The following is a 13599-nucleotide window of genomic DNA, read 5'->3' on the forward strand; positions in this document are numbered from 1 at the left end:
TTCTTCGAGATCGCCGATGCCGCCGAAGAGGTCGTCGCCCCGGCCATGCCCACCGAATGCCTGCTGGATCGCAACGCGTTGATCATGGGTTACTCGGGGGTGTACTCCAGCTTCCTCAAGCACGCCATCCGCCAGTCCGAACGCTACGGCGTACCCGCCCACCAACTGCTGCACCGCGCCGGGCAACGCAAACTCATCGGCGGCCAAGAAGACCAACTCATCGACATCGCCCTGGAAATCAAACGCGAACAGGGCTCATCGGTTTAGTGGTTCATGGTCCGGCTGGTGTGCGGTGGCATCAGCCGGACCGGTCAGTCAGCCGGCGCGAGGCCGATTGCGGCGGCGCTGTGACCCATCCGATCGTGAAGCTCGGTGAGGGTGATCCTGCGTTGCAGCAAGGCCGGCATGTTGACAGACCAGATATCGGTCAATAGTTCACTCGGTCCACTCCGGTGGGTGCCGACCGCGTGAGCAAACAGCGACGACAGTGTCGAATGCACGGTGTCCGACGTCGGTGAAGCGATATTCGACAGAAGGTACGATCGTGTGAAAGCAGCGGCCAAAAGCGGCTTTTCGACGATACCGAGTGTTATTCGCGCCACCGCGTGCCCGACGCGGCCGCCCAGGTCATCCCATCGGGTCAACTCATCGCAGACCAATGGGACGAGGTCGGTCAACCAATTGTTCAGACATGCCATCAGAAGTTCGTCTTTCGACGCAAAGTGGCGGTAAAGGGTGGCGGGCGAAACATGCGCACGGTGCGCGACCAGCCTGATCTGGAAGTCGTCGTAATCGTGATCGGCCATGCCCAGCGCGGTGACGAGGATCCGGTCTGGTGCCGGCCGAGCCTTCGCTTCAGTGGCGGCGTGCTGGATGACGGACCTCCTCCGGTGTCCAGGACACGATAGATCGCGGAGGATCGACTCGACTTGTGCGCTCTCGGTGAATGGAACGCGAGAGTGTTTCGGCCGCAGCGATTTCGATGACGTCCCGGTGGGCGAGACATCGTCTACCCAGGCACGCCGCCACACGCCACGATGTCGCCGAACGTCGCGACCCGCAGGAGGCCCGGTGGAGAATGTGTCGGTGACCGAACCTCGGGTGCTTCGACGGGTCGCACTCTCCAGCCTGCTGGGCACTGCGATCGAGTATTACGACTTCCTCGTGTACGGAACGATGAGTGCGCTCGTCTTCGGACTGGTCTTCTTTCCCGATTCCGATCCCGCGGTGGCCACCATCGCTGCATTCGGCACACTGGCGGCCGGTTACGTTGCCCGGCCACTGGGCGGGATCCTGTTCGGCCACTTCGGTGATCGGGTGGGTCGAAAGTCGATGCTGGTCTTGACCATGGTGCTGATGGGCGCGTCGAGCTTCGTGATCGGTGTGTTGCCCACCTACTCGGCCATCGGTGTGGCAGCACCGATTCTGCTGGTACTGCTGCGCGTCGTCCAGGGCATTGCCATCGGCGGCGAATGGGGCGGCGCCACATTGATGGTCACCGAGCATGCCGACGCCGACCGGCGGGGTTTCTGGAACGGTCTGATGCAAATGGGCTCGCCGATCGGTTCGCTTCTGTCCGTGGGTGTGGTGACGATCGTGACGCTGCTGCCTGATGATGATCTGTTGTCGTGGGGCTGGCGCGTGCCGTTCCTGGTGAGTCTTCTATTGCTGGGTCTGGGCGTATACGTGCGGTTATCGGTTACCGAGAGCCCGGTGTTCGAGGCCGCGGCCAGAGACGTCCGCACCGCTCACACTGCTCCGCCGTTTCTCCAGGTTCTGAAAAGGCCGCGCACCCTGATCCTTGCCTGCGCGGTCGGTATCGGTCCGTTCGCGCTGACGGCGCTCATCAGCACCTACATGATCAGTTATGCAACGGCGATCGGCTACCACCGAACCGACGTCATGACTGCGCTGATCTTCACCTCGCTGACCGGCCTGGTCGCGATTCCGTTGTTGTCGGCGTTATCCGATTTTCTCGGGCGTCGCGTGGTGATGCTTGCCGGCGCGATCGGAATCATCGTGTACGCATGGCCGTTCTATGCGCTGATCGATATGCGATCGCAGGGGTACCTGATCCTGGCGATGGTGATCGCTCAGATCATCCAGTCCATGATGTTCGCACCCCTGGGGGCCTTGTTCTCGGAGATGTTCGGTACAACGGTCCGATACACGGGGGCCTCCATGGGCTATCAGCTCGCGGCCTTGCTCGGTGCCGGTTTCACCCCGCTGATCGCCAGCAGTCTGCATGCCCACGATGTCTCGAGCGGGCCGCTGGTGCTCCTTGCCGGCGGCTGTGGTCTGGTCACCGTGGCCGCGGTGTTGAGGCTGACCGAGACCCGCGGACGCGATCTGACCGGCATTTGATGCACACGCCGGCAGCTCAGTCTCCCGACTCGTCGGCCTCGGCCTCGGTACGCTCCTCCTTGATGCGGTCCTTGCTGCGCAGCAGTCGCAGCAGCGTCACCAAACCCAAACCGCCGATGATGTTGCCGATCACCACATAACCGAACCAGCCGAGCCAGTCCAGATATCCGAACGGTGCCTCTCCGGTGGCGAGGGCGCCAAAGATCAACAGCGAGTCCAGGATCGAGTGGAACATCTGCAGACCCGCCAGCAGGAAGGCACCCGCCACCGCGGCGGCGATCTTGCCGAACACCGAGTCGGTGCCGTGCTGCATGCGGGTCATCAGCGTGATGGCCATGCCGCCGAGAAGCGACAGAGCAATCGTCTCAGCGGAAACCGGAGCGGTCACGAAGTGTCCGGCGGACTCGATGGTCTGTTCGTGCAACTTCGGAAACGCCAGCATGATCAACCACATCAGCACCCAGCCACCGGCCAGGTTCGCCACCAGGGTGCCGCTCCAAAATGCGATCAGCTGACCGATGCCCGCCCGTTTGGCGGCCACCGTGGTGATGGGAATGAGGAAGCCTTCGGTGAACAGCTCACTGCGACCGAGTAGCAGCGCCAGGAAACCGATGGAGAACGCCACTCCGGCGAGCAGTTGATTACCGGTGGTGGCGAGCACCGACAGGTAGGCCAGTACGCCCATCGCCACCTCGGTGCCGCCGAAGAAACCGGTCACAAGCACTTCGCGCCAGCTGCGGTGCAGTCGTTGCGTGCCCTCGTCGACCATCCTGTTGAACGCGTCTTCGAGTTCGTCCTCGATCGGGCTGCCGGAGCTGCCCAACTCGCGCTGGCTGCTCGGGCTCATGGGCGACTCCTCCGTGTCGGCGACAGTAGATCCGCGGGGTACCCCGCCGGCGGAGTTCGAAGCTGCGGCTTTACCGGTGTGTCGGCAGGGTGACGGTGAAGCGTGCCCCCGACGGATGGTCGACGCAGACGAGGTCACCACCGTGGGCGCGGGCGAGGGCCCGCGCGATCGGTAGCCCCAGACCGGACCCACCCAGATCGCGGGCCCGCGACTGATCGAGCCGAACGAGCCGATCGAAGATTCGCTCCCGCTGATCGGCAGGCACCCCGGGTCCGGTATCGGTGACGGTGACGGTGACCATGTCGCCGTGACCGGTGACGTCCAGCGTGATCGACCCGTCGGCGGGCGTGTGCCGGCGCGCGTTGTCGCCGAGGTTGGTCAGGATCTGCTGGACGCGGATCGGGTCGACCACCGCAGCGAATGCGTCCGGTGCGTTGATGGTCACGGTCACCGCCGGCGCCAGCATCGCAATTCGCCGCCTCTCGTTGTCCGCCAGTTCGACGATGTCGCAGTGTTGGAGCTCCAGGCGGGGGTCGGCGTCGATCCTGCTCAGATCGAGCATGTCGGATACCAGTCGCCCGGCCCGACGTGCCTCGGTCAGCACCAAATCGGCCCGATGCTGTTGTGCGGCGGCAGCTGGATTGTCGATGTCCTGCAGCGCAGCCGCCACAATTTGTTGGGCTCCCGCGTGGATGCCGGCGATCGGCGTGCGCAGCTCGTGGGCGGCGTCGGCGAGGAACTGCCGGGTGGCCGCATCTGCGCGCTCTGCTTCTGCGGCTGCGGCGTGCGCACGCCTCTCGGAGGTCTCGAGCGCATCCAGCATCGTGTCGAATGCCGATGCTGCCCTTCCCAATTCGGTGTCAGGACGATCCGGCGCCAGTCGCGTGCCCCGGTCGCCGGATGCGATGTTCTCAGCAACCGCGGTCAATCGACGAAGGGGAGACATCGCGGCCCGCACCACAGCGGCCACACTTATCGCAGCGACCCCCAGGACGCCGAGGCCGGACAGGACGAGGATGATGCGCAGCTGTTGCAGCAGTGCGGTGGTGGCCGTGGTGTCGGCAAGCAGGATGAGTCGGTCACCGCCGGGAAGGGGGTGGTCGATGACCGTCGCGGTGGTCCCGTCCGGCGGCGGTGGGGGTGGGCGGTGCCTCGGCCCGGGGTCCGGCGGCCCGCCGCCTGGCCCGGGTGGGTGGGGCGGTGGTGGCGGACCCGCGTCGGATGCCGGACCGGCCGTCACGAAGGGGTCGCCGAAGGACGCCCCGGTAGCGGTGACCAGGCGGGTGCGGATCCCGCCACCGCCGGTCTCGGCGACCAGGCGTTGCGGCGACGCGCCCTGCGCGGCGAGCGAATCGGCACGTGCGACTGCGGACATGAGTCGGTCGTGGAGGTCCTTTCTGGCCTGGGCGCCGACCACCGCGTCGATGGTCACACCGAGCAGCGCCAGCAGGACCGTGAGCACGATCAACACGGCGACGATCGTCCGACGGGTCAGCGACGGAGTGGATGTGCTCATGCGGTGAGTTGCAGACGGTAGCCGATTCCGCGCACCGTGTGCACGAGCCGGGGACCATGTGCCTCGAGTTTCCGGCGCAGGCTGCTCATGTGTACGTGGACCAGGTTGTCGTCGTATGCGGTGTAACCCCATACCGCATCGAGTATCTGTGCGGCACTCACGATTCGGCCGCGCTGATCGACGAGGAACTCCAGGAGTTTCAATTCCGTCGCGGTCAGCGACAACGGCTGACCCGCTCGGGTGGCGACGGCGGCCTCCTTGTCGACCAACAAGTCGCCCACTTCGATGATCGAGGCGAGTGTCCCGCGGCGGCGCAACACCGCGTTGACCCGCGACAGCAACTCGGGGATCTCGAAGGGCTTGACGACATAGTCGTCGGCGCCGCCGTCGAGCCCGCGCAGCCGGTCGGGTAGGCCGTCGCGGGCGGTGAGCATGATGATGCCGGCCTCACCCCACTCGCGGACGACATCGATCAACTCGAAGCCGTCCCGTCCGGGGATCATCACGTCCAGGATGACGGCGTCGGGCCGGTGACCGGCCAGCCGGTCCTCAAGTCCGTCACCGTCGGAGTAGGCCGACACCGTGTACCCCGCGTCTCGCAGCGCTTCGGCGACCATCTCGCGGATGGCGGCAGAGTCCTCGACCAGCAGCACGTGCGGTGGGCGGCGTACCGCGCCGGTGGAGGGTGTCACCCGTCCATTGTGACGTTCGCAGGCTGAAGCGAATCTGAAGATCGCCGATCCCGGCCCGGGCTTCAGGTTCGCTTCAGAACGGCCGCTTAGCGTCGACTCTCGTCAGCTTTCCCACGCGAGGAGTCGTCATGTCCAATGATCAACGCAGTCAACCCGATTCCGGCGAGCCGACGAGCTCGTCGGAGGTCACCGCGCCGGTGGCCCACCAGCAGGTCTCTGCGCAGGAACACGAGATCGCCGAGAGGCGTCCGGCCCGCCGCCAACAGGTCGGGGTGGCGGTGGCCACCGCGGCAGCCGGGCTGCTGGTCGGCTTTCTGGGCGGCGTCGCCGTCGACGCACACCCCATGGTCTCGTTGACCGTGGGCAGCACACCGGACCCAGGTGGTTTCGCTCGCCCGCCGGCACCCGGTCAAGGACCGGAAGGGCCAGGCGGGCCAGGGATGTTTGCACCGCGTCCCCCGATGCCGCCCGGCCCGGCCGACGGCGGGCCCGGTGCGCCCGGACCCGGGGGAGCGGGACCCGGTGGCCACGGTCCAGGTGCCCACGGTCCGGGTCCGCAAGGACCGGGTGACCCGGGTCCCGGTCCAGGCCCGCGAGGACCCGGTCCCGGCGATCGTGGACCCGCGGGCCCGCCGCCCGGTCCCGTCCCGCCCGCGGACGGTGAGCCGGCGGGACCCCGGCCCGTCCCGCCCGCCGGCGAGGCGCCGCTACCCGCGGAGCGTCCCGCAGGTTAGGCGGCGCGCCATTCAGCGCAGCGCTGCGGCGGTCGCGTCGTCGGCCGGCAGGAACGCCTCGATACTGAGCTCGGCGGCGGTGAGGTCCAGCGCAGTACCGAAGGTGGTGACGGTGCTCAGGAAGGTCAGCACGCGCCCGTCGGTACCGATGAGTTCCAGTGGCACCGCTACGCCGCCGAGGTCGATGGTCTCGTCCTGGCCACCCGGATAGGACTCGATCTCGGTGAGCAGCGCCGCAGACTGGTCCGACCCGCTCAGCGTTGCTTCCCGGCGTAACCTGCCGATCACGTGGTGGCGCCACTGCGCGAGATTGCGGATGCGCGGTGCCAGGCCGTCGGGATGCAATGCGATGCGCAGCGCATTGGGCACAGCCAGCAGATGGGCGGCGACCCCGTCGAGCAGGATCGCCGCGCCGGTGTTGGTCTGCAGCACATTCCAGTACCGGTCGACGGCCAGGCATGGAAACGGGTTGTAGGCGTCGAGCACCCGCTCCACTCCGGTGCGCACCGCGGACATCCCGGGGTCGTCCAGGCCGCGTTCGGAGTACGCGGGCGCCAGTCCCGCCGCCAGGAGCAACTGATTTTGTTCGCGGGCCGGAACACCCAGTGCGTGGGCGAGCCGCAGCACCATCGCCCGGCTCGGCACGGCGCGCCCGGTCTCGATGAAGCTGACGTGGCGTGCCGACACATCGGCTTCGGAGGCCAGGTCGAGTTGACTGAGGTGCCGCCGCTGCCGCCAGGCCTTCATCAGGGCACCGAGTGGCGGATTCTGCAGGTCGACACCGGTCACCTGAGCCAGTGTCGGCCAGGATCGGACCAAACTCCATTACCTCGGTGGTAATTGCGAGGCTCATGCGCGGAGAGCACCGTGGCGGTATGAGCACAACAATGGATCCGCGGGTTCCCCGATGGTTGCGAACGGTGTTGCGATGCGACCGGGCCGGGTCGTCCTGGTACATCGGCGCCGGCTTCTTTTTCGCGCCGGTGCTTGCCATCATGTCGCCGTGGCCGGCACTGACCGCCGCCCTGTGGGTGCTGATCGCCCTCGCCGGGTTGTGGCTCGGGCTGCTCGGCATCGCGATGGCAACCGGGCTCGCACTGGTGCTGCGCCGTGGTGCCGAGATCGACGAGGGCTACTGGCGTTCCGTTCTGGACTACCCCGAGCCCGCAATTATTGGTGCACAGCCTGTTTCGACGCGCCGACGTAGTCGACCTGCCAGTGTTTGATGCCGTTGAGCCATCCCGAACGCAATCGTTCGGGTTGGGCCAGCGAGGTGATGTCGGGCATCGCATCAGCGATGGCATTGAACATCAGATCGATGGTCATCCGGGCGAGGCTGGTGCCGATGCAGTAATGCGCGCCGGTGCCGCCGAAGCCGACATGGGGATTGGGGTCCCGCAGGATATTGAACGTGTACGGATCGTCGAAGACGTCCTCGTCGAAATTGGCCGCGCGGTACATCATCACCACGCGCTGCCCCTTCTTGATCGAGACCCCGGACAGTTCGGTGTCGGCCAGGGCGGTGCGCTGAAACGACGTCACCGGTGTAGCCCACCGGACGATCTCGTCGGCCGTCGTCGACGGCCGCTCCCGTTTGAAAAGCTCCCATTGATCCGGGAAATCGGTGAACGCCATCATCCCCTGGGTGATCGAGTTGCGGGTCGTCTCGTTACCCGCGACGGCGAGCAGCACCACGAAGAACCCCAGTTCGTCGTCGGAGAGCTTGTGGCCCTCGACATCGGCCTGCACCAGCTTTGTGACCAGATCCTCGCCGGGGGAGTCGGCCCGTTCGGCGGCCAGCTTCATGCCGTAGGTGATCAGCTCGACCGATGCGCTGATCGCGTCGTTGCCGGCGAACTCTGGGTCCATGTCGCCGACCATCTGGTTGGACCAGTGGAACAGTTTCATCCGGTCTTCTTGCGGAACACCCATCAGCCCGGCGATCGCCTGCAGCGGTAGTTCGCACGACACCTGCTCGACGAAATCGCCCGAGCCGGCGGCGGCCGCCCTTGCGGCGATCTCACGTGCGCGTTCGGCCAGGTCCGCGCGCAAGAGTTCGATGGCGCGCGGTGTGAAGGCGCGGGAGATGATCTTGCGCAGGTGGGTGTGATGCGGAGCGTCCATGTTCAACAGGACAAACTTGCCGGTATCGATCTGGTCGGCGACGGTGCCGTCGGCGTAACGCGGCAGCGCGGTCTTCTCAAGGCTGGAGAAGACGTCGCTGCGCCGGGAGACCTCCTTGACGTCCTTGTGCTTGGTGACGACCCAGTACCCGCCGTCGCCGAAGCCGCCCTTTCCGGCCGGTTGTTCGTTCCACCAGATCGGCGCGACGCGCCTCATCTCGGCGAATTCCTCGATGGGCAGCCGATGGGCGTAGATGTCCGGATCGGTGAAATCGAAACCGGGTGGAAGGTTGGGCTGCCGGGCGTGGGCGGTGTCGGTCATGGCGTCCAGGACTCCTCGCGACGAAGCTGTCTAGTGGCCTAACGCATTGCTACACCACCCCGGGGCCTGCGTGGCGGAGCTTCGGCAAAGTCGTACGAAGTGCTGAGAAGAACCTGTTCTCGTTTTGTCCGAGTAACGCGAACCAGGTCGGTGGAGATACATTCTGCGTCAGAACTTCGGTCCCTTGGCTTCAGTGAGAGGCAGCTGCGATGAGTGTCGACCTTCGTCGGTTCGTGACCACGGCGAGCTGGTGCGCGGCGGGCCTGTGCGTCGCGCTTGCTGTTCCTGCGACAGCGCTGGCCGAGCCCGTTCCGAGCCCCGTCCCACCGATGCCCGCGCCCGGTCCCGTGGTGGCGCCGCCGGCACCCGGCCCCGCCGTTCTCGCTGCCCCGGCCCCGGCACCCGATCCGACCGCACCGGCGCCCGATCCCGCCGCAGCCGCGCCCGGCGCGGTCGTGGCTGCTCCGGCGCCATCGATGGACGGCACGCCACATCTGCCGAGTCCCGATGCGTTGCCGGTGGGCACCACCATGGATCCCGCCTTGGCCGGACGCGATCCCTCACCGAACGTCAGTTACCTGCGCGATTTATGGCACGCGGTCCAGAATCAGGAGATCAGCGGTAAGGAAGCGCTGGTCCTCGGCCTCGCGCAGCGTGGGATGAACACGCCGATGCCTGCCCAGGCCCCCGGTCCGAACGTGCCGATCCAGTATCCGCGCGATCCCGCGGCCCCGCTGGCTCCGGGTGCGCCGCTGCCGCCGGTGGCGCCGCCGCCGGGAGCACCGCAGCCGCCCGCCCCGGCTCCGTCGGGTCCCGCACCGCTGGTGCCCGCCGCCGCAGAGGCTCCGGCCCCGCTGCCGCTCCCGTAGCCGCACGGCGCCTCATGACGAGGCTGCCGCCACCCTTTCCACCCGCGCCGGGACGTGTTTGTGCCACGGGGTGCCGGCATACTCGTCGCGCCAATGTGACGCGGTCAGCTCGTTGGGTGCCACGCCGGGCGCGACGGCCCGGCCATCGGCACCGATGTGATCCACACCGAAACCGTTGGGCAGGGCGATATGCCCGCACTGCATGGCATCGCTGATCTCGACGGTGGCCGTCGCCGAACCGGACGCGGTGGTGATCAGCACCAGGTCGCCCGTGCCGACACCGGCATCGTCGGCGTCCTCGGGACTGATCCGCAGGGCGCCATCGTGGTCACGTTTGCGCCAGGACGGATCCCGCAGGATGTCGTTGGCGGTGAAGGCGCGTCGTTCCCCGGCGGACAGCACCAAGGGGAACTCGGTGCTGGTGAGAGGAGAGCGGTCGGCAGCCAGCGCCCTCGTCTCGGCAAGCATTTCGGGAATGTCGAGGGCGATCCGCCGGTCGGGATGGCTGATCAAAGCGAAGTCGTCGGCGTACTCGTGCTCGGTGAAGGTGACGCCGGAGGGATTGTCCAGGATCGCGCGGAACAGGGCATTGCCATCCGCGTGGCCGGCTCGGCGAACTGCTTCCGGATAGGTCATCGCGGTCTTCTGCGCCAAACCCCACAGGGCCGCTGCTCCGCTCAGCCCCCTTGGCAGGGTCGGGCCGAGCGTGTCGTACAGCACGAACGGGAGGACCCGTCCCAGTGCGGGATTTGTGCTGATGGCGGTGAAAAAGGCTGCGGTGTAGGACTCCAGCCCCGCGCGGGCGGCAACGCGCAACGGATGTAGGTCCGCCTCGTCGACCACTCCGAGTGCGCGCACCAGCCGCGCCCAGATCTCCGGTTCGGGCAAGGTTCCCGGCAGCGGGTCGAGCACCGGGTGGCGCAGTTGAAACGTATTGTGCGGGAACTCGAGATTGAAGAACGTCGCCTCGGCTTTCTCGAACTGACTGGCGGCCGGCAGAACGTAGTGCGCCAGGCGCGCGGTCTCGGTCATCGCGACATCGATGACCACCAGTAGATCCAGCGCGCCCAGCGCGGTGCGGACGCGCGCCGAATCGGCCACCGAATGCGCCGGATTGCTGCTCTCCACGATCATCGCCCGAATGCGGTCGGGGTGATCGGTGAGGATTTCGTCGGGCACGACGTTGGCGGGCACCAGCCCCGAGATGATCGGCGCGCCGGTGACCGGCGTGCGGCCCACGCCCCCGGCGCTGAACAGCGGTGCGAACGACGAATGTAGATGCTGGCTGCCACGTTTGGCGAAGTTGCCGGTCAAGATCCACAGCAGCTTGTTCAGGTACGAGCACAACGTGCTGTTGGGTGCCTGTTGGATACCGAGGTCCTCGAACACCGAGACGCTGGCCGCGGCGGCGATGCGCCGGGCGGCGCCGCGAATCAACGCCTCGTCGACTCCGCAGCGGGTGGCGTACGCGGCCACATCGACATCGGCGAGTACCGCGCGCACACCCGCCGCCCCGGTGACCCGGGCGGTCAGGAACTCCTCGTCGCAAAGGCCCTCCTGCACCAACACCGCGGCGAGCGCGGCCAGGCACCAGGCATCGGTGCCCGGGCGGACCCGCAGGTGGAAGTCGGCGAGCTCGGCGGTATCGGTGCGCACCGGGTCGATGACGATCATCGACCGTGCCGGATCCTTGGCGATCTCGTTGAGCACCACCCGCGCCCGCGGGAAGCTCTGCGACATCCACGGGTTCTTGCCGATGAACACCGATACCTCGGCATGTTCGAACTCGCCGCGGGTGTGCCCGCCGTAGAGCTGTGCGTCGATCCAGAACTCGCCGGTCTTCTCCTGGGCCAGCGCATTCGATCGGTACCGCGAACCGATGGCCTTGAGGAACGCACCGCTGTATGCGCCGCCGAGGTGGTTGCCCTGTCCGCCGCCGCCGTAATAGAAGACCTTGTCCCCACCGTGCTGGTCGCGCACCGCCAAGAACCGCTCGGCGATCTCGGAAATCGCGGTATCCCAGTCGATCTCCTCGTAACTGCCGTCATCGCGACGGCGCAGCGGGGAGGTCAGTCGGTTCGGGTTGTTCTGATAGTGATCCAGACGCAGCGCCTTGTTGCAGGTGTAGCCCTGCGAAGCGGGATGCGCCTTGTCGCCGCGGATCTTGGTGATCGTCCGGTCCTGTAGCGCAACCACGATGCCGCAGTTGCATTCACACAGAATGCATGCGGTGGGTTGCCAATCGCTCTGCACGGCCATGTCAGTCCCTTCCGGTCTCCGCTGTGACCAGCGCGCGCAACTGTCGGTGCACGAGGTCGAGCGCGGCGCTCGACCCGGTGGTGCGGCTGACCAGCACGGCACCCTCGATGGCGGTGGTCGTCAGCATCGCCAGTTCAGCCGCGCGGTCGGCAGCCACGCCGTCGGCGCGCAGCATTCGTTCGATCAGCTCGATCCAGCGGGTGAATGCCGCCGCGGCACGCTCGGTGATCTCGGGGTTGTCGGCTTCCACCGCGACCGCGACCACTGGGCAACCGGCTCGGTAACCCGTCTCGGTCAACTGGACGCGGAAACCGTCGGCCACGGCGTCGAGCGCGTCGAGCGCGGACGGTGCCGAGGCGATCCGGTGGGCGATGAACTCGGCCGCGAAGTCGATTGCCTCACAGAGTAGTTGGGTTCGCCCGCCGGGAAAGTAGTGGTACGCGGAGCCGCGCGGCGCGCCGCTGTGTTCGAGCACGTCCGCAATCGCGGTGGCGTGCGCTCCGCGTTCTCTGATCAGAACGGCGGCCGAAGCGACCATCCGGTCTCGGTGTTTGGCCATCGCGCAGGCTCCTCCCGCCAGAATTATGTATAGCAGCATACATATGCTGTGCGTGCTGCGGTCAACCCCGGACAGCACGAATCCCGCCGGTCCGGGAGAACGGAGGCCGGCGGGATTCGCGGGTTTTGGGGTGGCCGGTGCCGACTACACGGTGGCGGCCTCGTTGATCTCGTTGAGCGTGTTGGTGGCTTCGAGGTACTCCTGCACCCAGCGTTCGATGACCGCGGAGGTCTTGTCGACCTTGGTGAACTGGCCGACCACCTGGCCGATGGGATTGAAGGCCACGTCGATCGTCTGGTCCGGGAACTTGTGCGTGGCGGCGACGGCCATGCCGGACACCATGTACTGCAAGGGCATGCCCAGCGGCTCGGGATTGCCCGCGGTCTGCCAGGCATCGGTCCAGTCGTTGCGCAGCATCCGGCACGGTTTGCCGGTGAACGAACGGCTGCGCACGGTATCGCGACTGGATGCCTTTGCGTATGTTGCCTGCTGAACAGGGGTGTTCTCGGCTTCCTCGACCATCAGCCACTGCGAGCCGGTCCACGCGCCCTGCGCACCCATCGCCAGCGCCGCGGCGATCTGGTGACCGCTGCCGATACCACCGGCTGCCAGGACGGGGCGCGGAGCCACCGCCTTGACCACCTGCGGCCACAGCACGATCGAGCCGACCTCGCCGCAGTGGCCACCACCCTCGCCGCCTTGGGCGATGATGATGTCGACATCGGCTTCGGCGTGCTTGAGGGCCTGCGCGGGGGACCCGCACAGCGCGGCGACCTTACGTCCGGACTCGTGGATGTGCTTGATCATGTCGGCGGGCGGAGTGCCGAGCGCGTTGGCGATCAGGGTGACCTTCGGGTGCTGCAGGGCGATCTCCACCTGCGGCGTCGCGGTCGCCTCGGTCCAGCCGAGCAACTGAAGTGCGTTGTCGTCGAGGTCTCCGGTGGGTACGCCGTGGTCGGCCAACAGCTTCTTGGCGAAGTCGAGGTGTTCCTGCGGCACCAGGGCGTTCAACGTCGACTTCAGCTCGTCGGCCGACATGTTGGCGTCCATGCCCTCGTATTTGTTCGGGATCACGATGTCCACGCCGTAGGGGTGATCGCCGATGTGTTCGTCGATCCAGTTGAGCTCGACCTCGAGCTGCTCGGGGGTGAACCCGACCGCCCCGAGTACGCCGAATCCGCCTGCCTTGCTGACCGCGACGACGACGTCACGGCAGTGGGTGAAGGCGAAGATCGGGAACTCGATGCCGAGTTGGTCACAGAGGGCGGTGTGCATACCTGCTCCTTGCTTGGGGCGCGACTGAAACGTGTTCTA

General features: G+C 66.7%; 13 protein-coding genes and 1 pseudogene. 5 read left to right on the forward strand and 9 right to left on the reverse strand.

What is annotated here, in order from left to right:
* Positions 1 to 267, forward strand: a pseudogene (locus IC40_RS0113840) (4-hydroxy-2-oxovalerate aldolase); the annotation flags it as partial.
* Positions 268 to 311: 44 nt separating this feature from the next.
* Here the strand turns inward: IC40_RS0113840 and IC40_RS0113845 are convergent.
* Complete coding sequence (locus IC40_RS0113845) at positions 312 to 806, reverse strand: TetR/AcrR family transcriptional regulator (RefSeq protein WP_030135298.1); 495 nt, start codon at positions 804 to 806, stop codon at positions 312 to 314.
* Between the two features lie 280 nt (positions 807 to 1086).
* On the opposite strand from IC40_RS0113845, the gene IC40_RS0113850 reads away from it, so the two are divergent.
* A complete protein-coding gene (locus IC40_RS0113850) occupies positions 1087 to 2364 on the forward strand; it encodes an MFS transporter (protein ID WP_234411593.1) in 1278 nt (425 codons plus the stop codon).
* Between the two features lie 16 nt (positions 2365 to 2380).
* On the opposite strand, the gene IC40_RS0113855 is transcribed toward IC40_RS0113850, so the two are convergent.
* From IC40_RS0113855 to IC40_RS0113865, 3 genes are all read right to left on the reverse strand, one after another.
* Positions 2381 to 3211 carry a formate/nitrite transporter family protein gene (locus IC40_RS0113855; RefSeq protein ID WP_030135300.1) on the reverse strand — a complete coding sequence of 277 codons (831 nt, stop codon included), beginning with the start codon at positions 3209 to 3211 and terminating at the stop codon, positions 2381 to 2383.
* 70 nt (positions 3212 to 3281) lie between these two features.
* On the reverse strand, positions 3282 to 4727 hold the full coding sequence (locus IC40_RS0113860; RefSeq protein ID WP_030135301.1) for a HAMP domain-containing sensor histidine kinase: 1446 nt from the start codon (positions 4725 to 4727) through the stop codon (positions 3282 to 3284).
* Entirely contained in the window at positions 4724 to 5419 is a 696-nt protein-coding gene (locus IC40_RS0113865; protein WP_042509726.1) for a response regulator transcription factor, read from the reverse strand. Before IC40_RS0113865 ends, IC40_RS0113860 begins: the two co-directional genes overlap by 4 nt.
* Positions 5420 to 5547: 128 nt before the next feature.
* Between IC40_RS0113865 and IC40_RS28125 the strand changes: the two genes are divergently transcribed.
* A complete protein-coding gene (locus tag IC40_RS28125) occupies positions 5548 to 6153 on the forward strand; it encodes a hypothetical protein (protein WP_138158130.1) in 606 nt (201 codons plus the stop codon).
* A gap of 12 nt (positions 6154 to 6165) precedes the next feature.
* Here the strand turns inward: IC40_RS28125 and IC40_RS0113875 are convergent, their stop codons facing one another.
* Positions 6166 to 6900 carry a helix-turn-helix transcriptional regulator gene (locus IC40_RS0113875; protein ID WP_090559123.1) on the reverse strand — a complete coding sequence of 245 codons (735 nt, stop codon included), beginning with the start codon at positions 6898 to 6900 and terminating at the stop codon, positions 6166 to 6168.
* Between the two features lie 128 nt (positions 6901 to 7028).
* On the opposite strand from IC40_RS0113875, the gene IC40_RS0113880 reads away from it, so the two are divergent.
* Positions 7029 to 7379: a hypothetical protein gene (locus tag IC40_RS0113880; protein ID WP_081843440.1), complete on the forward strand. Its 351-nt coding sequence runs from the start codon at positions 7029 to 7031 to the stop codon at positions 7377 to 7379.
* On the opposite strand, the gene IC40_RS0113885 is transcribed toward IC40_RS0113880, so the two are convergent.
* Positions 7324 to 8598 carry a cytochrome P450 gene (locus IC40_RS0113885; protein WP_030135306.1) on the reverse strand — a complete coding sequence of 425 codons (1275 nt, stop codon included), beginning with the start codon at positions 8596 to 8598 and terminating at the stop codon, positions 7324 to 7326. The genes IC40_RS0113880 and IC40_RS0113885 overlap by 56 nt on opposite strands.
* Before the next feature lie 209 nt (positions 8599 to 8807).
* Between IC40_RS0113885 and IC40_RS0113890 the strand changes: the two genes are divergently transcribed.
* Complete coding sequence (locus IC40_RS0113890; protein WP_051644341.1) at positions 8808 to 9467, forward strand: hypothetical protein; 660 nt, start codon at positions 8808 to 8810, stop codon at positions 9465 to 9467.
* A gap of 12 nt (positions 9468 to 9479) precedes the next feature.
* Here the strand turns inward: IC40_RS0113890 and IC40_RS0113895 are convergent, their stop codons facing one another.
* From IC40_RS0113895 to IC40_RS0113905, 3 genes are all read right to left on the reverse strand, one after another.
* On the reverse strand, positions 9480 to 11726 hold the full coding sequence (locus IC40_RS0113895; RefSeq protein ID WP_030135308.1) for a molybdopterin-dependent oxidoreductase: 2247 nt from the start codon (positions 11724 to 11726) through the stop codon (positions 9480 to 9482).
* Between the two features lies 1 nt (position 11727).
* Complete coding sequence (locus IC40_RS0113900) at positions 11728 to 12285, reverse strand: TetR/AcrR family transcriptional regulator (RefSeq protein ID WP_030135309.1); 558 nt, start codon at positions 12283 to 12285, stop codon at positions 11728 to 11730.
* Positions 12286 to 12429: 144 nt separating this feature from the next.
* Positions 12430 to 13560, reverse strand: a complete 1131-nt coding sequence (locus tag IC40_RS0113905) for a nitronate monooxygenase (protein ID WP_030135310.1) — start codon at positions 13558 to 13560, stop codon at positions 12430 to 12432.
* Positions 13561 to 13599: the final 39 nt, after the last annotated feature.

The sequence above is a fragment of the Mycolicibacterium neoaurum ATCC 25795 genome (genome assembly GCF_000691525.1).
In the GTDB taxonomy this organism is placed as follows: Bacteria; Actinomycetota; Actinomycetes; order Mycobacteriales; family Mycobacteriaceae; genus Mycobacterium; species Mycobacterium neoaurum.